The organism is Streptomyces paradoxus (genome assembly GCF_014202475.1).
Taxonomy (GTDB): Bacteria; Actinomycetota; Actinomycetes; order Streptomycetales; family Streptomycetaceae; genus Streptomyces; species Streptomyces paradoxus.
Genome location: NZ_JACHGV010000001.1, coordinates 643,307 through 663,358, shown reverse-complemented (window position 1 = coordinate 663,358; position 20,052 = coordinate 643,307). Strand labels below are relative to the sequence as shown.

The window sequence follows — 20,052 nt, the reverse complement described above, 5'->3', positions numbered from 1 at the left end:
CGAACACTCTTGCGGCCACACGGAGGGGGAGGTGGCCATGTCGAACACAAAAAACACGCAAGAGTCACAGGATTCACAGGAGTCCCCGAACTCCCGGAATACGAGCAAGACGCACGACACCCAGTCGGCCAAGAGCCGGCCGAGCCCGATGGAGGTGCTGCGCCAGGCGCGCGGCCAGCTCGCGGAGCTCACCGGCATGGAAGCCGAGTCCGTGTCGTCGTTCGAGCAGACCGAGGAGGGCTGGGCGCTGGAGGTCGAGGTCCTCGAACTCGAGCGCGTGCCCGACACGATGAGCCTGATGGCGAGCTACCAGGTGGAGCTCGACCCCGACGGACAGCTCACCGGTTACCGGCGCGTCCGCCGCTATGAACGCGGTCGGTCCGACGCGCGCAGGGGCGGCCGCTAGGCCCTCTGACCGGACCCGCACCCACACACGAGGAGGAACACCCGGCATGACAGTCGTACCGGCACAGCAGTCCGGCGGCGGAGGCGGCAGCAGCGGTCTCTACGACGTGCTTGAGCTCGTCCTGGACAGGGGGCTCGTCATCGACGCATTCGTGCGAGTCTCCCTGGTCGGCATCGAGATCCTCAAGATCGACGTACGCGTCGTCGTCGCCAGCGTCGACACCTATCTGCGCTTCGCCGAGGCGTGCAACCGGCTCGATCTGGAGGCCGGGCCGCGCAAGGACCCGGGTCTGCCCGACCTGGTCGGGGAGATCACCGAGTCCGGAGCCCGCGGCAAGTCCAAGGGGGCTCTGTCCGGCGCCGCCGAGACCATCTCCGACGCCTTCAAGCAGGCCCGGAGCGAGGGCGAGACCGAGTCGCGTCCGCGAGCCCGCAAGAGCACGTCGTCCCGCCGTAAGGAGGAGCAGGAGTGAGCACTTACGTCTACGGCATCGCGGCGAGTTCGCACCCAGGCCTCCCCGAGGGCATGAGCGGTGTCGGTGACCCGCCCCGCCCGGTGCGCATCCTGCGCGAGGGTGACCTGGCGGCCGTCGTCAGCGAGGCGCCCGACGGGCTGCGGCCCAAGCGCAAGGAGCTGCTCGCCCACCAGAACGTGCTCAGCGAGGCGGGTGCGGCCGGCTGTGTGCTGCCCATGCGGTTCGGCAGCGTCGCCCCGGACGACACCTCCATCACCGGGGTGCTCGCCGAGCGCGCCGAGCACTACAAGGAGCGGCTGCGGGCCCTGGACAACCGGGTCGAGTACAACGTCAAGGCCAACCACGTCGAAGAGGCCGTCCTGCACCAGGTGATGGCCGAGAACTCCGACATCCGCGGTCTGGCGGAAGCCAACCGGCAGGCGGGCGGCGGCAGTTACGACGACAAGATCCGTCTCGGCGAGATGGTCGCGGCCGCGGTCAAGGCCAAGGAGGCCGACGACGGCGCCGCCGTGCAGCGCGCCCTGGAGTCGGCCGCCGACGACGTGAGCGTAGGCCCGGAGTCCACCGGCTGGCTGGCCAATGTGTCGTTCCTGGTGGACCGGGACTCGGCCGAGTCGTTCCTGGCCGTGGTCGAGCAGGTCCGCAAGGACATGCCGCACCTGGAGGTGCGGGTCAACGGTCCGCTGCCGCCGTACAGCTTCGTCGAGCCCGGCCCGGCCGAGCCCGCGGGCACCGTGGCGAGCGGAACGGACACCGGAGCGGGGTGACGACGTGGGCCTGATCTCTGAGGTGCTGCTGCTGCCGTTCGCACCGGTACGCGGCAGCGCCTGGGCCATCAAACAGGTGGTGCAGGAGGCCGAGCGGATCTACTACGACCCTGCCACGATCCGGGCCGAACTGGCTCGCCTTGAGGAGCAGATGGAGGCCGGAGAGATCACGGAGGAAGAGTTCGACCACCTTGAGGACGAGCTCCTCGACCGGTTGGAGATCGCTTCGCGCGGCAGCGCGGGAACAGGCAACGGGACAACACCATGAACCGAACGGGACTGGGTCTTGCCATAGGGGCCGGATATCTCCTGGGACGGACCAAGAAACTGAAGATGGCGATGGCCGTCGGTGGCCTGGTCGCCGGGAAGAAGTTGAACCTGAGCCCGCGCATGGTCGCGGATCTGGTCCAGCAACAGCTGCGGAACAACCCGCAGTTCAAGGAGATCGGCGACCAGCTCCGGCAGGATCTGCGCGGCGTCGGCAAGGCCGCTTCCGGTGCCATGGTCGAGCGGCAGATCGATGCCCTCGCCGACCGGCTGCATGGCCGGACCGCCAAGGTGCGCGACCAGCTGACGGGAGTGGTGCCCGGCCAGGACGACGAGGCCGAGGACGCCGAGTACGAGGACGCCGAGGAAGAGGAGCCCGAGGCCGAAGAGGAAGAGGAGCCCGAGGCCGAAGAGGAAGAGGAGCCCGAGGCCGAAGAGGAAGAGGAGCCCGAGGACTCCGAGGCCGAAGAGGAAGAGGAAGAGGAGCCCGAGGACTCCGAGGCCGAAGAGGAAGAGGAAGAGGAGCCCGCGGCGAAGAAGGCTCCCGCCAAGAAGGCGCCGGCGAAGAAGGCGCCGGCGAAGAAGGCTGCGAAGAAGGCTCCCGCCAAGAAGGCCCCCGCGAAGAAGGCTCCCGCGAAGAAGGCTCCCGCGAAGAAGACGGCGGGCCGCAAGGCGGCGGGGAAGAAGACCACACCCGCCAAGAAGGCGACCTCCGGCCGGGGCGGCGCCGCCCGGTCCCGGCTGCAGAAGGGAGGCGGTGAGGAATGAGTGACACTCTCGGCTCGGCGAAGTCCGCCGCCAACGGAGCGACGAACCCGCTCAAGGGCCTGGCTCACAGCGAGGCCGCCGACCGGCTGAAGGCCGAACTGCAGGAGTACCTCGCCGCTCAGGCCACGCGCATGCTGACCGGCGTGGGCCACAAGCTCGGCGAGACCACCGGCAAGCTGAACGACATCGCCGAGGGCAACAGCCCCGGCTTCGCCAAGCTCGCCCTCGAGGGAGGCCGCAAGATGGCCGAGGGCAAGGGGCCGTTGCGCTCCGCACTGGAGTTGGGCGGCTCGCGCCTCAAGGACAAGGTCACAGGCGCTTTCAAGGGCTTGGGCGGCAAGGGCAAGGGCAAAGGCCGTTCCGGCAACAAGCCCACCGTCATCATCGAGCACATCGATGTCGGCGTACCCCTGCGCACGGCGTACGACCAGTGGACCCAGTACCAGGACTTCAGCACCTTCGCGAAGGGTGTCAAGGCCGCGAGCAAGGCCGACGACACCACCTCCGACTGGCAGTTGAAGGTCTGGTGGTCCAACCGCAGCTGGAAGGCGAAGACGACCGAGCAGGTCCCGGACGACCGCATCGCGTGGACCTCCGAGGGCGCCAAGGGCACCACGAAGGGCGTCGTCTCCTTCCACGAACTCACCGACAACCTGACCCGCGTCCTGCTCGTCATCGAGTACTACCCCTCCGGTTTCTTCGAGAAGACGGGCAACATCTGGCGCGCCCAGGGCCGCCGTGCCCGGCTCGACCTCAAGAACTTCGTCCGCTTCATCACGATCAAGGGCGAGGCGGAGGACGGCTGGCGCGGCGAGATCCGCGACGGCGAGGTCGTCCGCAGCCACGACGACGCGGTCGCCGAGGAGGAGTCCGAGCAGGAGTCCGAGGAAGAGCCCGAGGGCGAGGAGGCCGAGGACGAGTACGACGAGGACGAGTCGGAAGAGCAGGGCGAGGAGGAGCCCGAGGGCGAGTACGAGGAAGAGCCCGAGGAGGAGGAAGAGCCCGAGGGTGAGCACGAGGACGAGGAGTACGAGGACGAGGATGAGGAAGTCGAGGCAGGGAGCCGGCGATGACGACGCCCAGCAGGATGCCCGAGCCCTACGGTCAGGGAAGCGGTGCCAACCTCGCCGACATCCTTGAACGGGTCCTGGACAAGGGCATCGTCATCGCGGGCGACATCCGGATCAACCTGCTCGACATCGAACTCCTCACGATCAAACTGCGTCTGATCGTCGCCTCGGTCGACAAGGCGAAGGAGATGGGCATCGACTGGTGGGAGACCGACCCGGCCCTGAGCTCACGGGCCCGCCGTGACGAACTGACCCGTGAGAACGCCGAGTTGCGCGAGAGGCTGGCCCGGCTGGAGGAACTGGAGCCCGGCCGTGCGGAGAAGAAGGAGGCACCGTGACCGGACTGCGGTACGTCTACGCCGTCTGCCGCCCCTTCGGCGCCCCGCTCCAGGTTCAGCTGACGGGGGTGGCCGGTGATCCGCCCAGAACACTGACTCACCACGGCCTGGTGGCCGTGGTGAGCCACGTGCCGGAGCGGGACTTCGCCGAGGAGCCGCTCCGGCGCCATCTGGAGGACCTGGACTGGCTCACCGAGACCGCCCGCGCCCACCAGGGTGTGATCGACGCGCTCACCACTGTCACGACCCCGCTGCCGCTGCGGCTCGGCACCGTCTTCCACGACGACAGCGGCGTACGCATCATGATGGAGGCCCGCGAGGAGGACTTCCGGCGCACCCTCGACCGGCTGGAGGGCCGGGTCGAGTGGGGCGTCAAGGTGTACGCGGAGTCCGAGCCGCAGGAGAGCGTCCGGCCCGCGCAGAAGCCCGCGTCGGGCCGGGACTACCTGCGGCAGCGGCGCATGCAGACCCGTTCCCACGAGGAGATGTGGCAGAAGGCCGAGGCATTCTCGACCCGGCTGCACGAGGTGCTTTCCGCATTCGCGGAGGATTCCCGGATGCATCCCCCGCAAAATCCCGCGCTTTCCAAGGCGACCGGGCGGAACGTGCTGAATGCGGCTTATCTCGTTCCGCGCGCGAATTCCGAGGAATTCGTGGAACTGGTGGACCGCACGAAGGGTGAGCTGCCGGGCATGCGCATCGAGCTCACCGGTCCCTGGGCGGCCTATTCGTTCGCCGGGGAGACCACATGACCGACCGGGAGAATCCGTGACCGTAGTGGAACGCCGTGAGGTCGCCCTCGTGGACCTGCTCGACCGGCTGCTCGCCGGCGGCGTCGTGATCACGGGGGACATCACGCTGCGCATCGCCGACGTCGACCTCGTCCGTATCGACCTCAACGCGCTCATCAGCTCGGTGAACGCCCAGGTGCCCTCACCGTTCGAGGAGTTGCTGTGACCGCCCGCGAGAACCCCCGTCCGCGCTCCAACCGGATGGATCTGGAGCCCGACACGGTCGAGCGCGACCTGGTCAAACTCGTGCTGACGGTGGTGGAACTGCTGCGCCAGCTCATGGAGCGCCAGGCGCTGCGCCGGTTCGACGTGGGGGACCTGAGCGAGGAGCAGGAGGAGCGGATCGGGCTCACGCTCATGCTGCTCGACGAGCGGATGACGGAACTGCGCGACCGCTACGGACTGCGGCCCGAGGACCTCAACCTGGACCTCGGGCCGCTCGGGCCACTGCTTCCGCGGGACTGAGACCCGCACGAGCACGCGTGCCCCGGGCCCTTACCCGGGCCCGGGGCGCTCGTGCGTACTACCACCTGTACCAACGGCCCCTGCCGCCGGCTGCCGACGTGCCGCGGACGAAGAATCCCAGCAGCCACAGGACAAGAACCGCGAGAGCGATCCACCAGAGAATCTTCACTGCAAATCCGGCGCCGAAAAGAACCAAAGCCAGAAGCAGCACCAGCAGGATGGGAACCATAATTCGAACCTCCTGCTTTCAGGGTGTCCCGGAAACGGTGTTTCAGGCTTCCTTGCGGCAGAGAATTTCTCCGTGCAGCACGCTGAACCACCCGTCCTCCCGCGTGCCCCACTCCCGCCAGGCCTCGGCCAGGTCCCGCAGCCCCGCCTCGTCGGCGTGCCCGCCTTCGACGGCCCGGTCCGCGTACGCCGACGCCAGGGTGCGGTCGGCCCACAGCCCGCTCCACCAGGCCCGCTCCTGCGGTGTGGCGAAGGTCCAGGTGCCGGAGGTCGCCGTGATGTCCGTGAGCCCGGCCCGCAGTGCCCAGGACTTCAGCCGGCGCCCGGCGTCCGGCTCACCGCCGTTGGCCCGCGCGACCCGGCGGTAGAGGTCGAGCCAGGCGTCGAGCCCCTCGGACGCGGGGTACCAGGTCATGGCCTCGTAGTCCGCGTCCCGCACGGCGACGATGCCGCCGGGCCTGACGACCCGCCTCATCTCGCGCAGCGCTCGTACCGGGTCGCCCACGTGCTGGAGCACCTGGTGGGCGTGGACCACGCAGAAGGTGTCGTCCGGGTAGTCCAGGGCGTGCACGTCGGCGACCGCGAAGCCGACGTTGGCCAGCCCTCGTCCGGCCGCCGTGGCGCGCGCCTGCTCCAGGATCTCCGGCACCCGGTCGACCCCGGTGACCTGCCCGTCGGGCACGAGCTCGGCGAGGTCGGCGGTGATCGTGCCCGGCCCGCAGCCGATGTCCAGGATCTTCATGTGGGGCTTGAGCGAAGGCAGCAGGTACGCGGCCGAGTTGGCGGCGGTCCGCCAGGTGTGCGAGCGCAGGACGGACTCGTGGTGCCCGTGGGTGTAGACGGCGGTCTCGCGGGGTTCCGGCATGGCGGATCCCACCCCTTCCGGTCGGGTCGGCAGGAGATCACCGTACGCAGTGCCGCCGCATATTGAGACCCGTATCCTGCAATGTGGACTGACGATGCGTCAGCAGGTGTCAGTGTCCGGCGATCGGCCGGTACACGGTCAGCGCCTCCGGGAGCTTCTCCAGCGTCACGCGGCCTTCCACCTCGGTCACCTGCACGTCGAGCTGCCCGTCCGCGAGGTCCCGCCGGCGCCCGGAGGCCGGCCCCACGACGGTGAGGCCCGCACCGGGGGGCGTCATGCCGGGCGGGTACCCGGAGGGGGTGGACACACCGGCGGCCCGGAGGCAGGCTCATGGCTGATCATCACCACCGACCCAGGGGGAACCGAGAGATGAGCGGGCACGTGACGGCGGTCAGCAGCAACGGGGAGTACTCGTTCACCAAGCCGAACCGGGACAGCATCACGCTGCTCACCGGCCTCGGCGTCGAGGGGGACGTGCACGCCGGGGTGACGGTCAAGCACCGCTCGCGCGTCGCCCAGGACCCCACCCAGCCCAATCTGCGCCAGGTCCACCTGATGCACGAGGAGCTGTTCGCCGAGGTCGGTGAGGACGGGTTCGAGGTGGCCCCCGGCGACCTCGGCGAGAACATCACCACCCGCGGCATCGACCTGCTCGCACTGCCCACCGGCACCCTGCTGCGCATCGGCGACAGCGCGGTCCTGGAGGTCACCGGGCTGCGCAACCCCTGCCTGCAGATCGACCTCTTCCAGGACGGGCTGCTCAAGCAGGTCGTCGGGCGTGACGAGGCGGGCAACATCGTGCGCAAGGCCGGGATCATGAGCGTGGTGCGGGAAGGCGGCGTGGTACGGCCCGGCGACACGGTCGAGGCGGAGCTCCCCAGCGGGCCGCACCGGCCGCTGGAACGGGTCTGACCGGTACGCCGGCCCGAAACCCGTTTGCCCCCGGCCCCCGCGCCCCCACACAATCGCGCCCATGGGTCACCTCGAAGCCGCGCACCTGGAGTACTACCTGCCCGACGGAAGGGCGCTGCTGGGCGACGTCTCGTTCCGGGTGGGGGAGGGGGCCGTCGTGGCCCTCGTGGGACCCAACGGCGCGGGCAAGACCACTCTGCTGCGGATGCTCGCCGGTGAGCTCAAGCCGCACGGCGGGTCCGTGGTCGTCGGCGGCGGGCTCGGGGTCATGCGGCAGTTCGTGGGATCCGTGCGCGACGAGACGACCGTGCGGGACCTGCTCGTGTCCGTCGCGACGCCCCGCATCCGCGAGGCCGCGCAGGCCGTCGACAAGGCCGAGCACGCCATCATGACCGTCGACGACGAGGCCGCCCAGCTGGCGTACGCCCAGGCCCTCGCCGACTGGGCCGAGGCGCGCGGCTACGAGGCCGAGACGCTGTGGGACATGTGCACCACGGCCGCGCTCGGGGTGCCGTACGACAAGGCGCAGTTCCGGGAGGTCCGCACCCTCTCCGGCGGCGAGCAGAAGCGCCTCGTCCTGGAGGCGCTGCTGCGCGGCACCGACGAGGTGCTGCTCCTCGACGAGCCCGACAACTACCTCGACGTCCCCGGCAAGCGGTGGCTGGAGGAACGGCTGAAGGAGACCCGCAAGACGGTTCTCTTCGTCTCCCACGACCGCGAGCTCCTCGCCCGCGCGGCCCAGCGGATCATCTCCCTGGAGCCCGGTCCCGCCGGTGCCGACGCCTGGGTGCACGGCGGCGGTTTCGCCACCTTCCACGACGCCCGGCGCGAGCGCTTCGCCCGCTTCGAGGAGCTGCGCAGGCGCTGGGACGAGAAGCACGCGCAGCTGAAGAAGCTGGTGCTGACGCTGCGTCAGGCCGCTGCGGTCAGCCATGAGATGGCCTCCCGCTACGCGGCCGCGCAGACGCGCCTGCGCAAGTTCGAGGAGGCCGGCCCGCCCCCGGAGCCGCCGCGCGAGCAGGACATCAGGATGCGGATCAAGGGCGGCCGCACCGGCGTGCGGGCGGTCACCTGCGCGAACCTGGAGCTCACCGGCCTGATGAAGCCCTTCGACCTGGAGGTCTACTACGGCGAGCGCGTGGCCGTCCTCGGCTCCAACGGATCGGGCAAGTCCCACTTCCTGCGCCTGCTCGCCGGCGACGACGTGGCGCACACGGGGGACTGGAAGCTGGGCGCCCGGGTCGTGCCCGGCCACTTCGCGCAGACGCACGCGCACCCGGAGCTGGAGGGCCGCACGCTCCTCGACATCCTGTGGAAGGAACACGCACAGGACCGCGGCGCCGCGTCCTCGCGGCTGCGCCGCTACGAGCTCACCCAGCAGGCGGAGCAGACGTTCGAGCGGCTCTCCGGAGGCCAGCAGGCCCGCTTCCAGATCCTGCTGCTGGAGCTGCAGGGCGTCACGGCGCTGCTGCTGGACGAGCCGACCGACAACCTGGACCTGGAGTCCGCCGAAGCTCTGCAGGAGGGCCTGGAGGCCTTCGACGGAACGGTTCTCGCGGTCACCCACGATCGCTGGTTCGCCCGCTCCTTCGACCGCTTCCTGGTCTTCGGCAGCGACGGCCGGGTCCGGGAGACCCCGGACCCGGTCTGGGACGAACGAAGGGTGGAACGGGCCCGCTAGGGAGACACCCCAGGGGCCCGCTCCCGGTCACTTCCAGCGCAGCAGCGCCCCGAGGCCCCCCACGGGGACCTCCCGCTCGGAGACCGACAGCGCGGGCGCGTCCGTGGCCACCGCGGAACGGATCAGGGCGTCGTCCGCCCGGGCCGGCCACGAGTGCTGCTCGCCCAGGACCTTCAGGTCCGTGCGGCGCACGGCGAGCTGGTCGGGGTCCTCCCCGATCCACACCTCGCGGTGCGCGTCGGGCCCGTCCACCCTGATCAGCAGCTCGTCGATGCGGTGCTCCCGCGCCGCCTCGACCAGCGCGGGTACGCCCTCGACGGCCCCGGCCCGGCCCTCGTCGTCGGGGTTCCGGGCGGCGCGGAACCGCTCCAGCTCCGCCTCGGCCTGCCGCCCCACGTGCTCGGCCCGGGCCCGTTCCACGTCCTCGTCGAGCAGGCGGCTGCCGGTTCCGTGCGGCGCCTCGACCACCAGAGCGTGCAGCCGCTTCGGCAGCCGCTCGTGCACGGACCGCCGCTCCCGGTCGTCGCCGACGAGAATCAGCAGGTCGGCCTTGGTCTCCTCCTGGCACACCGCGAGCGCGTCGGCGATCTCCGCCGCGTTGTGCTCCCAGGTGTTCTCCACCCGCAGCTGGAAGTGCCGCTCGGACCAGTCAGCGGAACTCGTCCGGTGCACCGGCCACTGCCGTCCGGTGACGCTCCCGGCGTCCTCCCGGCCCAGCGCGTCGCGCAACTCGAAGTCCGCCCCCTTGCGGTCGACGTACGCCACCACGCACACCGGGTCCTCCCCGGCCAGCTCCAGCAGCGGCGTGACCCGCGGCAGCGGCGCCCATTCGGCCCAGTCACCGCCCTTCGGCGGACGGACCAGCGGCGGGTCGAGGACGACCTCGCCGGCGCGGGCGAAAAGGGCCCGGCCGTGCGGCTCGGAGGAGTGCTTCAGATCCTCGATCGCGCTGCGCACGGCCTGGCACGTCGCCTCGTCCGCTCCCTGTTCGGCCAGCTGCCCGGCCATCGCCTGGGCCGTCAGCTCCCGCTCGTGGGGAGTGCCCTCCGTGTGCCGTGAGGTGTCGACGTACACGGAGGCCCAAGGCCCGGGGTGTTCGTACAGTGGGTGCAGAAAGGCGAGATCCATGGTTCCTCCCGGATGCCGCTCGGGGGCAGTGCTCAGTTGCTCCGGGGGCGGGTACCCGGACCACAGAGACGAACACGACGAGCGGGGCGACACGATGACCGGAGTGGACCCTGACCGGCTGGACGACCAGCAGCTCATGAAAGAGCTGGAAACCATCCACCGCACGCGCCACGACACGCTGCTCTACGGCTCGAACGACGCGCTGCGCGCCCACAACGAGCGCATGGCGCAGCTGGAGGGCGAGTTTCTGCGCCGCAACCCGCGCCGCCCCGTGGCCGCGGGCCGCACACGCGAAGGGGCCCGGGAGCGGGGAAGCGGGGAGTCGGCGACTCCCGCGAACCCCGGCACCTGAGCCCCTCGAAAGGACACGACCGGAACGCAGCGGCCCGCGCGGACGCTCAGCGCCGCGGCCGGGCCCTCACGCGGCCTCTTGCGCGAAGACGTCCAGGAAGGTCTCGCAGAACGCCTTCAGATCGTCCGGCTTGCGGCTGGTGACCAGCTTGTTCGCCCCGTGGTCACAGACCTTGACCTGCTTGTCGACCCAGGTGCCGCCCGCGTTGCGGATGTCTGTCTGCAGGCTCGGCCAGGACGTGAGCTCCCGGCCGCGCACGACGTCCGCCTCGACCAGCGTCCACGGCGCGTGGCAGATCGCAGCCACCGGGCGGCCGTGCTCGAAGAAGTCCCGGACGAACGCCACGGCCTTGTCGTCCATGCGCAGGAAGTCCGGGTTGGCGACGCCGCCCGGCAGCACGAGAGCGCCGAAGGAGTCCGGCGAGGAGTCGCCCACGACCTCGTCCACGGGGAACGTGTCCGCCTTGTCGAGGTGGTTGAAGGCCTGGATCTCGCCCTGCTGCGTCGACACCAGCACGGGCTCGTGCCCCGCGTCCTCAGCGGCCTGCCACGGGTCGGTCAGCTCGACCTGCTCGACGCCCTCGGGCGCGACCAGAAACGCGATACGCATGATGCTCTACGTCCTTTCCCGCTCTTGCTCCTACTGAGTTCTGCTTCGTTCCGGCTGCCGGCCGCTCCGCCCGGTCCGCTCACCCGCCACCCCGGGCATCGGGCTCGGCGCGGCTGATGTCGGCGAGCGCCGACGCGGGGTCCTCGGCCTCGGCCACGTCGCCGAGGCTCACCATCCCCACCGGCAGCCCGTTCTCCACCACGGGCAGCCGGCGCACCGCGTGCTCGCGCATCAGCGTCACCGCCGTAGCCACGCGGTCGTCCGGCGTCACCGTCACCGGATTCGGGGTGCACGCGGTCCGCGCGCTGACCGTCATCGGGTCGATGCCCTCGGCGACGGCCCGTACCGTGATGTCACGGTCGGTGAGCACACCGATCACGTCCTGCCCCTCGGCCACCACCACGTCGCCGATCTTCTGGGTGCGCATCAGCTGCGCCGCCTCCACGAGCGAGGCGTCCGGGCGCACGGCGACCACACCCGCTGTCATCACGTCCTTGACGTACTCGGCCATCAGGGGAGCCTTCCCTCCGTTCCCAGGCCGGTGGGGCGCCGCGACAGGCCGCGGCGCCCCGACGCGGTCCCTACGCGTACTCCTCCGGCCCGGTCTCACGGGCCCGGATCAGGGCCTGGGCCAGCTCCTGGACATTGCCGTAGCGCTCCTGGCGCGGCAGCCCCTCCAGGGACTCGACCAAGGCGTCGGGCGCCTGGTGGCGGCGCAGCTCGCGGGCCAGGTCGCGCGCGCTCGCGGGGAACGCCCTGCGGCCCAGGATCCGGGCCAGTTCCAGCCGGACCGACTCCAGGGACGTCGGCGCACGGCTCGGCGTCACCGGCCCGTGGGCGACCTCGGGGTCGTCCTCGGCGGCCGGCTCCGGGTCGTGCCACTCCTCACTGCGCGTGGGGTGCCCGGACCTGAGCAGACCCTGCAGTTCATGTTTCATCTCGTCGTCCCGGTGGACGCTCAGCCGGTCGCTGCCTCGCTGCATGTCTCCCTCCAGACGTTCGGGGGCCCGCACCGCGTACCCGTACACCGGACGGCGACACAGGTTCCGTGAGCCCGATCGCCGCCGCCCGCACTGGTTTGCGCCACGTCCTGCGGGAGACCCGGATCACACCCCCCACACCTCTCTGGGGAAGGACCCGTCATGGCGATGCTCGCTGTGCTCATCCCGCTGCTCATGCTCGGAGTGGTGCTGGTGCTGGGCCGTTACGAGGAACTGCTGCTGCCGCAGGAGGACGCCGGCCGGCGCGAACCGGCCGGCGTTCCCCCTGCCGCCGCAGCCGCTACTTCTTCTCCCGCCCCGGCAGGAACTCCTGCACCTTCGCCTTGAAGCCCCGCTTGACCACCGATCCCCGGTCCGCGTCGCCCTTCAGGACCGACGCGGCGGTCGCCTCCATCTGGTCCCAGGTGGCGTGCGGCGGGATCGGTGGGACAGCAGGATCGGTCAGGAACTCCACCACCGCGGGGCCGTCCGCCTCCAGCGCGGCCCGCCAGGCCGCCTCGACGTCCTCCGGCTTCTCCACCCGGATGCCGGTCAGCCCCAGGGACCGGGCGAACGCGGCGTACTGCACGTCCGGAAGCTCCTGCGAGGGCAGGAACGACGGCGCGCCCCCCATCGCTCGCAGCTCCCACGTGACCTGATTCAGATCGTGGTTGTTGAACACCGCGATCACCAGCCGCGGGTCCTCCCACAGATGCCGGTACTTGGCCGCCGTGATCAGCTCCGCCATCCCGTTCATCTGCATCGCTCCGTCACCCACCAGCGCGATCGCCGGCCGGTCCGGGTGCGCGAACTTCGCGCCGATCACGTACGGCACCCCGCAGCCCATCGTCGCCAGCGTGCCGGAGAGCGAGCCGCGCATGCCCGGCCTCATGGTCAGGTGCCGCGCGTACCAGTTGGCCGCGGAACCCGAGTCGGAGGCGACGATCGCGTTGTCCGGAAGCAGCGGGTCCAGCGCGCGGGCCACGTACTCCGGGTTGATCGGGTCGGCGTCGAGCCCCGCCCGGCGCTCCATGACCTCACGCCAGCGCGTGACGTTGTCGCACACCGTGTCGTACCACTCACGGCCGCGCCCCTCCTCGATCAGCGGGATCAGCCGCTCCAGGGTGGCCTTCGCGTCACCGACCAGGTTCACCTCGTACGGGTAGCGCATCCCGATCATGTGCGGATCGATGTCGATCTGGATCCCCCGCGCCTGACCGAACTCCGGCAGGAACTGGGAGTACGGGAACGACGAGCCGATGGTCAGCAGCGTGTCGCAGTCCCGCATCAGCTCGTAGGACGGGCGCGTGCCCAGCAGGCCGATCGAGCCGGTGACGTACGGCAGTTCGTCGCTGAGGACGTCCTTGCCGAGCAGCGCCTTGGCGACGCCCGCGCCGAGCAGCTCGGCGATCCGCTCCACCTCGGCCCGGGCGCCGGCCGCGCCCTGGCCCACCAGGATCGCCACCTTGTCACCGGAGTTGAGGATCTCGGCGGCCCGCCGCACCGAGTCGTCGGAGGGCACCGCCGTCCACGAGCCGCGGTCCAGGCTGGAGGGCACCATCTTGAACTCGTGCGTCGGCGGCGCGTAGTCGAGCTCCTGCACGTCCCCCGGGATGATGACCGCGGTCGGGCAGCGGCGCGCGTAGGCGGTGCGGATCGCCCGGTCCAGCACGTTCGGCAGCTGCTCGGGCACCGTCACCGTCTCCACGAAATCGGAGGCGACGTCCTTGTACAGCGTGTGCAGATCGACTTCCTGCTGGTAGGAGCCGCCCATCGCGGTGCGGTGCGTCTGGCCCACGATCGCCAGCACCGGCACATGGTCCAGCTTCGCGTCGTACAGGCCGTTCAGCAGATGGATCGCGCCCGGCCCCGACGTCGCCGCGCACACCCCGAGACGGCCGCTGAACTTGGCGTAGCCGACCGCCTGGAACGCCGACATCTCCTCGTGCCGCGACTGCACGAACCGCGGCTCGTTCTCGGCCCTGCCCCACGCGGCGAGCAGTCCGTTGATGCCGTCCCCCGGATAGCCGAAGACATGCTCCACTCCCCATTCGCGCAGCCTGCGCAGAACATGGTCGGCGACCTTGGTGCTCATGTAGACCTCCCGGACGTAGGGGGACAGAGCCGGCAGTACGAGTCACCCTGCGCGACGGCGGAAAACCTCTCCGGGTTTGCGGGCGGGGGCCGGGGGCAGGCGCCCCTCAGTGCTTCGGACAGGAGGCACGCCCGTGGGAGCGACGTCGCGCGCCGCCACCGAGGCCCTGTCCCACAGCGGATGCGCTTCCACGGTGACCGTCCAACCCGCAGCACTTTCAAGGGAATTGCGACGTATCATGCAGACCCGAACCAGCGCGAAACGGCACCCCCACAACGACGCCCCCGACACCGCCGAGGCCTTCCGCAGGCTCACCTCGATGCCCGCCGGCCCGGAGCGCGACGCGCTGCGCGACGAGATCGTCGAGGCCTGGCTGCCCATGGCGGACCGCCTCGCCGGACGCTTCCGCAGCCGCGGCGAGAACCTCGAGGACCTGCGCCAGGTCGCTGCCCTCGGCCTGGTCAAGGCCGTCGACCGGTACGACCCCGAACGCGGCAACGCCTTCGAGAGCTACGCGGTGCCGACCATCACCGGCGAGATCAAGCGGCACTTCCGGGACCACATGTGGACCCTGCACGTACCCCGCCGCGTCCAGGACCTGCGCAACCGTGTGCGGATCGCCGGCCAGGACCTGTCCCAGACCATCTCCGGGCGCCGCCCCACCGTGACCGAGCTCGCCGAGCACGCGAACATGAGCGAGGAGGACGTCCGGGCGGGTCTGGAGGCGCTGGAGAGCTTCACGGCGCTGTCCCTGGACGCGGAACTGCCCGGCAGCGAGGACGGCTACTCCCTGAGCGACGCGCTGGGGTCCGACGACCCGGCCCTGGACACGGTCGTCGACCGCGAGTCCGTGAAGGCCCGGCTTGCGGCGCTGCCCGAGCGGGAGCGGTCGATCCTGTACATGCGGTTCTTCGGGGACATGACGCAGAGCCGGATCGCCGAAGAGCTGGGCATCTCGCAGATGCACGTGTCCCGGCTGATCAGCCGGTGCTGCGGACGGGTGCGCGAACAGGTCATGCGCGACGTGGCCTGAGCCGGGGCTCTCACGCTGTCACCCGATTGGCCGGTGCTGTCCCGCTAATGGGGCCCGGTCCCGCGCGGGCCCGCTGCGGGCGGGCTGTCATGGCAGAGGGGTATGACTACCGAAGGAGTCCCCTCGATGCGCCGCAGCCTGCACGCCCTGTCCGTCGCCGTCCTGGCCGGCTCAGCCATGCTGGGCGCCGCGCCGGCCGCCTTCGCCGAGCCGGCCGCCGAGGTCAGTCCCGCCACCGTCCAGCCCGGAGGCACACTCACCGTCTCGGTGAGCTGTGACCCGACCGGGGGGCCGGCGCCCGACACCATCGAGGCCACCTCACAGGCCTTCGACGAGGGCACGGTGCCGCTCCAGCGGGTCACCGGCAATGACGACGAGGTGTCCGGACCCGCCTACCGCGGCACGGCCCGCATCGCCTCCGCGGACAACTTCGAGGGCGATCCGGACGCCCTGGGCGAGGACTCGGCGTGGACCGTCGACGGCACCTGCCCGGCCGCTCCCGGCGGGGTGGGCACGGAGTGGAGCGCGACGTTCACCGTGGCGCACGGCGCCGGACCCCACAAGCCGTCGCACCACCCCACACACCAGCCCACGCACCACCCCACCCACAAGCCCTGCCCCGAACCCTCGCACCACCGCGAACGCCACCACACCGAGTGCGGCGCGGCACCGGTCCAGCGCGGGGTACGGGCCGGTGACGGCGGCGCCTTCACCGACTCCGTGCCCGCCCTGGTCGCGGGCGGGGTGCTGATCGCGGGCGCGTTCGGAGCCGCCGTGCACCGGCTGCGCAACCGGGAGAGCGACCCCTGCCGCTGACCCGCCCGGCCCGTTCCACCGCGACGAAGGGACCCGGCTTCCCCGGCCCGGCCCCGCTCATGCTGTGACGGTCACGACCCGGCCGGGCGCCCATGGGGCGGCGCCACTCTGGGTACTCAGGTGCCGAGGGCGACGGCGACACGACACGGCGGCACCAGAGGCACTGGCACTGCGGAGGTACGGATGCGGCGCACGGCCCCCGAAGGTCACGGCCCCGTCCGGTTCGGGCCGCCGCTCCCCGAGGACGGGCTGCCCGTACTGCCGGAGCTGTCCGCCGTGCTCGCCGCCGCGGCGTCCCGGGGCGACCACGAGCCGGTCGGCGGCGACCGGGCCCTGCGCGAGGCCGCCTGCGGCTACTGGGACCGCCGCGGACTGCACTGCGACCCGGACCGGGTGGCCGCCGCCCCGGGCTCGCCCGCCCTGCTGCTCGCGCTGACCGCCGCCCTCGGCGGCGACGTCCTCGTACCGCGGCCCTGCGCCGCCTGGTGGGCGCCGTACGCACGCCTGCTGGGGCGGCCCGCCTTCCACGTGCCGACCCCGCCGGAGAGCGGCGGTGTTCCCGACCCGTACGCGCTGCTGGAGACCGTGCGCCGGGTCCGTGCCGAGGGCGGCGACCCGCGGCTGCTCGTGCTGTCCGTCGCCGACGACCCTACCGCGACCGTCGCCCCTCCCGAACTGCTCCACGAGACCGTCGAGGCCGCCCAGGGCGAGGGCCTGCACCTGGTCAGCGACGAGACCTGGCGCGACACCCTGCACGAGCCGCACGACACGGTGCTGCTCAGCCCCGCCGAGATGGTGCCCGACCGGGTCACCGTCGTCACCGACCTGGCCGGGGCGCTGCTCCCGCCCGGCTGGCCGGCCGCCGTGGCCCGCTTCCCGGCCGGAGACGACGGAGCGGGCCTGCACGCGCGCGTGCTCGACGTCCTCACCGCCCTCGACGCCCGGGTCGCCGCGCCCGTCGCCGCCGCGGCCGGGTACGCCCTGGGGGAGCCGGAACCGGTCACCGCGCGCGTGGCGCACACCGTGCGCCTGCACGCGCTCCTGGCGGCCGAGGCGCACACCGCCGTCGTCGCCGCCGGCGCCCTCGCGCGGCCCCCGCGCTCCGGCCGCCACCTGTACGTGGACCTGGCCCCGCTGCGCCCCGCGCTGACCGCGCACGGCGTCGGCGACGCCCAGGAACTGGAGGACTACCTCACCGCACGCCTCGGCATGCCCGCCCCGGGCGGGCACCGCTTCGGCGACGACCTGGAAGCCCCGCGCGTGCGGCTGTCCACCGGCGCCCTGGTGGCCGGTTCCGACCCGGAACGCGCGGAATGCCTCACCTCACCCACGCCGTTGGAACTGCCGCAGGTGCACCGCGCGTTGATCCGGCTGAAGTCCGTCTTCGACGATCTTCGCGACGAAGCTCAGCGATGGGAGCCTCCTCGATGACGCAGCAGTCCGAGTCGACCACCAGCACGACCACCCGGGAATCCGACGAGCCCGCGCTCCCGTCCCCCCTCGCGCCCCCGTACCCGCCCCTGGCCGAACCCCGCCCACTCGCCGAGCGGCGGGTGTGGCCGCGCACCTTCCACGACCGGCTGACCGCGCCGCTCCCGGGCCTCAAGGCCATGGCCCGCTTCGCCCGCGAGGGCGCGGTGAGACCGGGCCCGGAAGGTCTCGCCGACATCCCCCGGCTGCCCTACGCCCCGGCCCCGCTGCCTCGCGTCGACGCCCGCACCGTCGCCGTCACCTGGGCGGGACACGCCAGTTGGGTACTGCGCATCGGCGGACTGACCGTCCTCACCGACCCGGTGTGGTCGCGCCGGATCCTCGGCACTCCGGCCCGGATCACCCCCGTGGGCGTCCCCTGGGAGGAACTGCCGCGCGTGGACGCCGTCGTCATCAGCCACAACCACTACGACCACCTGGACGCCCCCACGCTGCGCCGCCTCCCGCGCGACACCCCGGTGTTCGTCCCGGCCGGGCTCGCGCGCTGGTTCCACCGCCGCCGCTTCACACGCGTGACGGAGCTCGACTGGTGGGAGGCGGCCGAACTGGACGGCGTCCGCTTCGACTTCGTCCCCTCCCACCACTGGTCCAAGCGCAGCCTCACCGACACCTGCCACAGCCTGTGGGGCGGCTGGGTCCTCACCGACGAAAGCGGCCAACGCGTCTACTTCGCGGGCGACACGGGCTACGGCCACTGGTTCTCCCGCATCGGCCGCCGCTACCCCGGCATCGACCTGGCCCTGCTGCCCATCGGCGCCTACGACCCCCGCTGGTGGCTCCGCGACGTCCACTGCGACCCGGAGGAGGCCGTCCGCGCGGCCCAGGACCTGGGCGCGACCAGGATGGCCCCCATGCACTGGGCGACGTTCGTGCTGTCGGCGGAGCCGGTCCTGGAGCCCCTGACGCGCGTGCGCGCGGCCTGGGAGAAGGCGGGCCTGCCCCGGGAAAACCTCTGGGACATGCCGGTCGGCGCGTCAAAGGTGCTGTAGGTGTCGTAGGGGCGCGGGGAACTGCGCGATCCACCACGGAGAACCCGCACCCCGGGAACACCCGCCCCCGCAACGGCGCTACCGCACCCGCCGCACCACCGCCGGCACCGCACTGATCAGCACGGTCAGCGCGATCGCCGCCACCACGCCCTGCCACGGCTCGGCGAACAGCGACCCCCCGAGAATCCCGATCAACTGGTACGTCGCGGCCCACGCCAGACACGCCGGCAGATTCCCCCGGGAGAACCTGCGCATCGGCCACTCCGCCAGCAGACAGGCCAGCATCACCGGGATACGCCCCGCCGGCACCAGCCGTGACAGCACCAGCACCGCCACCCCGTGCGCGGCGAGTTTCTCCTGCGCCTGCTCCAGCCGGTCCTCCGGCGCCCGCGCCCGGATCGCCGCCAGCCACCGCGACCCGTTCTTCGACTTCAGCCCGCGCCGCCCCAGCCAGTACAGCGCCGCATCACCCAGGAACGCCGCCAGCGACGCCGTCACGAACACCATCACCAGCGAGAACGGCGCCGTCCGGTGCACGGCGACCACCGCCGCCGAACTCACCAGCGCCCCCGTCGGAATCACCGGCACCAGCGCCCCGGCCAGCACCAGCACAAAGAGCGTCGGATACCCGATCGCCTGCTGCGTGGACTCCGGAACCACGGACGCCGGTGTGACGGCCGACACCGCGAGCAGCGGCACACCGGTCAGCGCCACGGGCGCGGACCAGCTCACCGCGCCCCCTCCAGGCGCACGCTCTCCCCGTGCCCGAGCCGGTGCACCGCCACGGCCGGCGCGTGCCGGGCCGCCAGCCGGACGAACTCGTCCCCCGGCGCATGGAACTCGTGGGGGCGCACGGCGTCCATGCCGATCGGCCAGTACGTGCCGTAGTGCACCGGCACCGCACTGCTCGGCGCCAGCCGCTCCAGCGCCTGCGCCGCCCGGCCCGCGTCCAGGTGCCCCTCGCCCAGGTACGGCCCCCAGCCGCCCACCGGCAGCAGTGCCACCTCGACCGGCCCGACCTCCTTGGCCATGTCGTCGAACAAGCCGGTGTCCCCGGCGAAGTACGTCCGGGCCTCGCCGGCTATGACGTAGCCGAGGGCGGGGGAGCGGTGCGGCCCGAACGGCAGCCGCCGCCCGTCGTGCCGCGCGGGCACGGCCCGTACGACGACGTCGCCGACCGGGGTTTCGTCCCCCGGAGCCACCTCGCTCACCCGCAGGTGCGTGAGCCGGCGCAGACCGGGCACCGCCCGGCGCGCGCCCCGGGGCACGAGCAGGCGCGTGCCCGCGGCGAGCCGCATCAGCGACGGCACGTGCAGATGGTCGGCGTGCAGATGCGACACCAGCGCCACGTCCGCCTGCGGGGCGCCCGGCGGCGGCAGCGCTCCGCGCCGGCGCCGCAGGTGTGCGAGCCGGCGTGCGAACAGGGGATCCGTGAGCACGCGCACGTTCGAGTCCTCGACGGTGCAAGTGGCGTGACCCCACCAGGTGATCTCCACCGGCACTTCTTTGCCTCCTTCGCGCGACTC

General features: G+C 71.7%; 28 protein-coding genes. 18 read left to right on the top strand and 10 right to left on the bottom strand.

Annotated elements, in window-relative coordinates:
- Nucleotides 1-37 precede the first annotated feature (37 nt).
- The 10 genes from HNR57_RS03005 to HNR57_RS02960 are packed head-to-tail and all read left to right on the top strand — an operon-like array spanning nt 38 to nt 5,347.
- Nucleotides 38-406 carry a gas vesicle protein GvpO gene (locus HNR57_RS03005; protein WP_184555417.1) on the top strand — a complete coding sequence of 123 codons (369 nt, stop codon included), beginning with the start codon at nt 38-40 and terminating at the stop codon, nt 404-406.
- A 46-nt stretch (nt 407-452) separates the two neighbouring features.
- The gene (locus tag HNR57_RS03000; protein ID WP_184555415.1) at nt 453-878 is read left to right on the top strand and encodes a gas vesicle structural protein GvpA; all 426 of its coding nucleotides are present in this window, start codon (nt 453-455) and stop codon (nt 876-878) included.
- Nucleotides 875-1,648, top strand: coding sequence for a GvpL/GvpF family gas vesicle protein (locus HNR57_RS02995; RefSeq protein ID WP_184555413.1), 774 nt, complete (start codon nt 875-877; stop codon nt 1,646-1,648). The genes HNR57_RS03000 and HNR57_RS02995 overlap by 4 nt, the downstream gene beginning before the upstream one ends.
- Before the next feature lie 4 nt (nt 1,649-1,652).
- On the top strand, nt 1,653-1,916 hold the full coding sequence (locus tag HNR57_RS02990; RefSeq protein WP_184555412.1) for a gas vesicle protein GvpG: 264 nt from the start codon (nt 1,653-1,655) through the stop codon (nt 1,914-1,916).
- Nucleotides 1,913-2,683, top strand: a complete 771-nt coding sequence (locus HNR57_RS02985) for a DNA primase (RefSeq protein WP_184555409.1) — start codon at nt 1,913-1,915, stop codon at nt 2,681-2,683. Before HNR57_RS02990 ends, HNR57_RS02985 begins: the two co-directional genes overlap by 4 nt.
- Nucleotides 2,680-3,756: an SRPBCC family protein gene (locus tag HNR57_RS02980; protein ID WP_184555406.1), complete on the top strand. Its 1,077-nt coding sequence runs from the start codon at nt 2,680-2,682 to the stop codon at nt 3,754-3,756. The genes HNR57_RS02985 and HNR57_RS02980 overlap by 4 nt, the downstream gene beginning before the upstream one ends.
- Nucleotides 3,753-4,091: a gas vesicle protein gene (locus tag HNR57_RS02975; protein ID WP_031108661.1), complete on the top strand. Its 339-nt coding sequence runs from the start codon at nt 3,753-3,755 to the stop codon at nt 4,089-4,091. Before HNR57_RS02980 ends, HNR57_RS02975 begins: the two co-directional genes overlap by 4 nt.
- On the top strand, nt 4,088-4,843 hold the full coding sequence (locus HNR57_RS02970; protein WP_184555402.1) for a GvpL/GvpF family gas vesicle protein: 756 nt from the start codon (nt 4,088-4,090) through the stop codon (nt 4,841-4,843). The genes HNR57_RS02975 and HNR57_RS02970 overlap by 4 nt, the downstream gene beginning before the upstream one ends.
- Nucleotides 4,844-4,859: 16 nt before the next feature.
- Nucleotides 4,860-5,048: a gas vesicle protein gene (locus HNR57_RS02965; protein ID WP_003994122.1), complete on the top strand. Its 189-nt coding sequence runs from the start codon at nt 4,860-4,862 to the stop codon at nt 5,046-5,048.
- 35 nt (nt 5,049-5,083) lie between these two features.
- On the top strand, nt 5,084-5,347 hold the full coding sequence (locus HNR57_RS02960) for a gas vesicle protein K (protein ID WP_030843810.1): 264 nt from the start codon (nt 5,084-5,086) through the stop codon (nt 5,345-5,347).
- 58 nt (nt 5,348-5,405) lie between these two features.
- Here the strand turns inward: HNR57_RS02960 and HNR57_RS02955 are convergent, their stop codons facing one another.
- The 3 genes from HNR57_RS02955 to HNR57_RS02945 all read right to left on the bottom strand — a co-directional run bounded on the left by HNR57_RS02955 (nt 5,406) and on the right by HNR57_RS02945 (nt 6,717).
- Nucleotides 5,406-5,576, bottom strand: a complete 171-nt coding sequence (locus HNR57_RS02955) for a hypothetical protein (protein WP_031136400.1) — start codon at nt 5,574-5,576, stop codon at nt 5,406-5,408.
- Between the two features lie 42 nt (nt 5,577-5,618).
- On the bottom strand, nt 5,619-6,440 hold the full coding sequence (locus HNR57_RS02950; protein WP_184555399.1) for a class I SAM-dependent methyltransferase: 822 nt from the start codon (nt 6,438-6,440) through the stop codon (nt 5,619-5,621).
- Between the two features lie 109 nt (nt 6,441-6,549).
- The gene (locus HNR57_RS02945) at nt 6,550-6,717 is read right to left on the bottom strand and encodes a hypothetical protein (RefSeq protein WP_184556655.1); all 168 of its coding nucleotides are present in this window, start codon (nt 6,715-6,717) and stop codon (nt 6,550-6,552) included.
- A gap of 92 nt (nt 6,718-6,809) precedes the next feature.
- Between HNR57_RS02945 and HNR57_RS02940 the strand changes: the two genes are divergently transcribed.
- Nucleotides 6,810-7,352, top strand: coding sequence for an MOSC domain-containing protein (locus HNR57_RS02940; protein ID WP_184555396.1), 543 nt, complete (start codon nt 6,810-6,812; stop codon nt 7,350-7,352).
- Between the two features lie 61 nt (nt 7,353-7,413).
- Nucleotides 7,414-9,033: an ATP-binding cassette domain-containing protein gene (locus HNR57_RS02935; protein WP_184555394.1), complete on the top strand. Its 1,620-nt coding sequence runs from the start codon at nt 7,414-7,416 to the stop codon at nt 9,031-9,033.
- A gap of 27 nt (nt 9,034-9,060) precedes the next feature.
- Here the strand turns inward: HNR57_RS02935 and HNR57_RS02930 are convergent, their stop codons facing one another.
- On the bottom strand, nt 9,061-10,161 hold the full coding sequence (locus HNR57_RS02930; RefSeq protein WP_184555392.1) for a baeRF2 domain-containing protein: 1,101 nt from the start codon (nt 10,159-10,161) through the stop codon (nt 9,061-9,063).
- Nucleotides 10,162-10,255: 94 nt separating this feature from the next.
- Between HNR57_RS02930 and HNR57_RS02925 the strand changes: the two genes are divergently transcribed.
- The gene (locus HNR57_RS02925) at nt 10,256-10,513 is read left to right on the top strand and encodes a DUF6158 family protein (RefSeq protein WP_184555390.1); all 258 of its coding nucleotides are present in this window, start codon (nt 10,256-10,258) and stop codon (nt 10,511-10,513) included.
- Nucleotides 10,514-10,579: 66 nt separating this feature from the next.
- Here HNR57_RS02925 and HNR57_RS02920 read toward each other — a convergent pair whose 3' ends face one another.
- The 3 genes from HNR57_RS02920 to HNR57_RS02910 all read right to left on the bottom strand — a co-directional run bounded on the left by HNR57_RS02920 (nt 10,580) and on the right by HNR57_RS02910 (nt 12,105).
- Entirely contained in the window at nt 10,580-11,122 is a 543-nt protein-coding gene (locus HNR57_RS02920) for a type 1 glutamine amidotransferase domain-containing protein (protein WP_184555388.1), read from the bottom strand.
- A gap of 79 nt (nt 11,123-11,201) precedes the next feature.
- Nucleotides 11,202-11,633 carry a CBS domain-containing protein gene (locus HNR57_RS02915; protein WP_184555386.1) on the bottom strand — a complete coding sequence of 144 codons (432 nt, stop codon included), beginning with the start codon at nt 11,631-11,633 and terminating at the stop codon, nt 11,202-11,204.
- Nucleotides 11,634-11,703: 70 nt separating this feature from the next.
- On the bottom strand, nt 11,704-12,105 hold the full coding sequence (locus HNR57_RS02910; protein ID WP_184555384.1) for a DUF2795 domain-containing protein: 402 nt from the start codon (nt 12,103-12,105) through the stop codon (nt 11,704-11,706).
- A 159-nt stretch (nt 12,106-12,264) separates the two neighbouring features.
- Here HNR57_RS02910 and HNR57_RS02905 point away from each other — a divergent pair, with 159 nt between their 5' ends.
- Nucleotides 12,265-12,450 (top strand): hypothetical protein, encoded by a 186-nt coding sequence (locus tag HNR57_RS02905; RefSeq protein ID WP_184555382.1) that lies wholly within the window; start codon nt 12,265-12,267, stop codon nt 12,448-12,450.
- On the opposite strand, the gene HNR57_RS02900 is transcribed toward HNR57_RS02905, so the two are convergent.
- Nucleotides 12,404-14,197, bottom strand: coding sequence for a thiamine pyrophosphate-requiring protein (locus HNR57_RS02900; protein ID WP_184555379.1), 1,794 nt, complete (start codon nt 14,195-14,197; stop codon nt 12,404-12,406). The two genes, HNR57_RS02905 and HNR57_RS02900, sit on opposite strands and share 47 nt — an antisense overlap.
- 238 nt (nt 14,198-14,435) lie before the next feature.
- On the opposite strand from HNR57_RS02900, the gene HNR57_RS02895 reads away from it, so the two are divergent.
- The 4 genes from HNR57_RS02895 (at nt 14,436) to HNR57_RS02880 (ending at nt 18,526) form a co-directional block, all read left to right on the top strand.
- Entirely contained in the window at nt 14,436-15,230 is a 795-nt protein-coding gene (locus HNR57_RS02895; protein WP_184555376.1) for an RNA polymerase sigma factor SigF, read from the top strand.
- 126 nt (nt 15,231-15,356) lie between these two features.
- Entirely contained in the window at nt 15,357-16,046 is a 690-nt protein-coding gene (locus HNR57_RS02890; protein WP_184555374.1) for a hypothetical protein, read from the top strand.
- A gap of 183 nt (nt 16,047-16,229) precedes the next feature.
- Nucleotides 16,230-17,477 carry an aminotransferase class I/II-fold pyridoxal phosphate-dependent enzyme gene (locus tag HNR57_RS02885; RefSeq protein ID WP_184555371.1) on the top strand — a complete coding sequence of 416 codons (1,248 nt, stop codon included), beginning with the start codon at nt 16,230-16,232 and terminating at the stop codon, nt 17,475-17,477.
- Nucleotides 17,474-18,526 (top strand): MBL fold metallo-hydrolase, encoded by a 1,053-nt coding sequence (locus HNR57_RS02880; RefSeq protein WP_184555368.1) that lies wholly within the window; start codon nt 17,474-17,476, stop codon nt 18,524-18,526. The genes HNR57_RS02885 and HNR57_RS02880 overlap by 4 nt, the downstream gene beginning before the upstream one ends.
- A gap of 78 nt (nt 18,527-18,604) precedes the next feature.
- On the opposite strand, the gene HNR57_RS02875 is transcribed toward HNR57_RS02880, so the two are convergent.
- Together HNR57_RS02875 and HNR57_RS02870 are read right to left on the bottom strand one after the other, a co-directional pair.
- Nucleotides 18,605-19,258, bottom strand: coding sequence for a DedA family protein (locus HNR57_RS02875; RefSeq protein WP_184555365.1), 654 nt, complete (start codon nt 19,256-19,258; stop codon nt 18,605-18,607).
- Nucleotides 19,255-20,028 carry an MBL fold metallo-hydrolase gene (locus HNR57_RS02870; protein WP_184555362.1) on the bottom strand — a complete coding sequence of 258 codons (774 nt, stop codon included), beginning with the start codon at nt 20,026-20,028 and terminating at the stop codon, nt 19,255-19,257. The genes HNR57_RS02875 and HNR57_RS02870 overlap by 4 nt, the downstream gene beginning before the upstream one ends.
- Nucleotides 20,029-20,052 lie beyond the last annotated feature (24 nt).

Bases quoted from the DNA above. Each gene is read 5' to 3' on its own strand.
- HNR57_RS03005 (WP_184555417.1), top strand. From the start codon at position 38: ATGTCGAACACAAAAAACACGCAAGAGTCACAGGATTCACAGGAGTCC.
- HNR57_RS03000 (WP_184555415.1), top strand. From the start codon at position 453: ATGACAGTCGTACCGGCACAGCAGTCCGGCGGCGGAGGCGGCAGCAGC.
- HNR57_RS02985 (WP_184555409.1), top strand. From the start codon at position 1,913: ATGAACCGAACGGGACTGGGTCTTGCCATAGGGGCCGGATATCTCCTG.
- HNR57_RS02980 (WP_184555406.1), top strand. From the start codon at position 2,680: ATGAGTGACACTCTCGGCTCGGCGAAGTCCGCCGCCAACGGAGCGACG.
- HNR57_RS02975 (WP_031108661.1), top strand. From the start codon at position 3,753: ATGACGACGCCCAGCAGGATGCCCGAGCCCTACGGTCAGGGAAGCGGT.
- HNR57_RS02960 (WP_030843810.1), top strand. From the start codon at position 5,084: ATGGATCTGGAGCCCGACACGGTCGAGCGCGACCTGGTCAAACTCGTG.
- HNR57_RS02955 (WP_031136400.1), bottom strand. From the start codon at position 5,576: ATGGTTCCCATCCTGCTGGTGCTGCTTCTGGCTTTGGTTCTTTTCGGC.
- HNR57_RS02950 (WP_184555399.1), bottom strand. From the start codon at position 6,440: ATGCCGGAACCCCGCGAGACCGCCGTCTACACCCACGGGCACCACGAG.
- HNR57_RS02945 (WP_184556655.1), bottom strand. From the start codon at position 6,717: ATGACGCCCCCCGGTGCGGGCCTCACCGTCGTGGGGCCGGCCTCCGGG.
- HNR57_RS02940 (WP_184555396.1), top strand. From the start codon at position 6,810: ATGAGCGGGCACGTGACGGCGGTCAGCAGCAACGGGGAGTACTCGTTC.
- HNR57_RS02935 (WP_184555394.1), top strand. From the start codon at position 7,414: ATGGGTCACCTCGAAGCCGCGCACCTGGAGTACTACCTGCCCGACGGA.
- HNR57_RS02930 (WP_184555392.1), bottom strand. From the start codon at position 10,161: ATGGATCTCGCCTTTCTGCACCCACTGTACGAACACCCCGGGCCTTGG.
- HNR57_RS02925 (WP_184555390.1), top strand. From the start codon at position 10,256: ATGACCGGAGTGGACCCTGACCGGCTGGACGACCAGCAGCTCATGAAA.
- HNR57_RS02920 (WP_184555388.1), bottom strand. From the start codon at position 11,122: ATGCGTATCGCGTTTCTGGTCGCGCCCGAGGGCGTCGAGCAGGTCGAG.
- HNR57_RS02915 (WP_184555386.1), bottom strand. From the start codon at position 11,633: ATGGCCGAGTACGTCAAGGACGTGATGACAGCGGGTGTGGTCGCCGTG.
- HNR57_RS02910 (WP_184555384.1), bottom strand. From the start codon at position 12,105: ATGCAGCGAGGCAGCGACCGGCTGAGCGTCCACCGGGACGACGAGATG.
- HNR57_RS02905 (WP_184555382.1), top strand. From the start codon at position 12,265: ATGGCGATGCTCGCTGTGCTCATCCCGCTGCTCATGCTCGGAGTGGTG.
- HNR57_RS02900 (WP_184555379.1), bottom strand. From the start codon at position 14,197: ATGAGCACCAAGGTCGCCGACCATGTTCTGCGCAGGCTGCGCGAATGG.
- HNR57_RS02895 (WP_184555376.1), top strand. From the start codon at position 14,436: ATGCAGACCCGAACCAGCGCGAAACGGCACCCCCACAACGACGCCCCC.
- HNR57_RS02890 (WP_184555374.1), top strand. From the start codon at position 15,357: ATGCGCCGCAGCCTGCACGCCCTGTCCGTCGCCGTCCTGGCCGGCTCA.
- HNR57_RS02885 (WP_184555371.1), top strand. From the start codon at position 16,230: ATGCGGCGCACGGCCCCCGAAGGTCACGGCCCCGTCCGGTTCGGGCCG.
- HNR57_RS02880 (WP_184555368.1), top strand. From the start codon at position 17,474: ATGACGCAGCAGTCCGAGTCGACCACCAGCACGACCACCCGGGAATCC.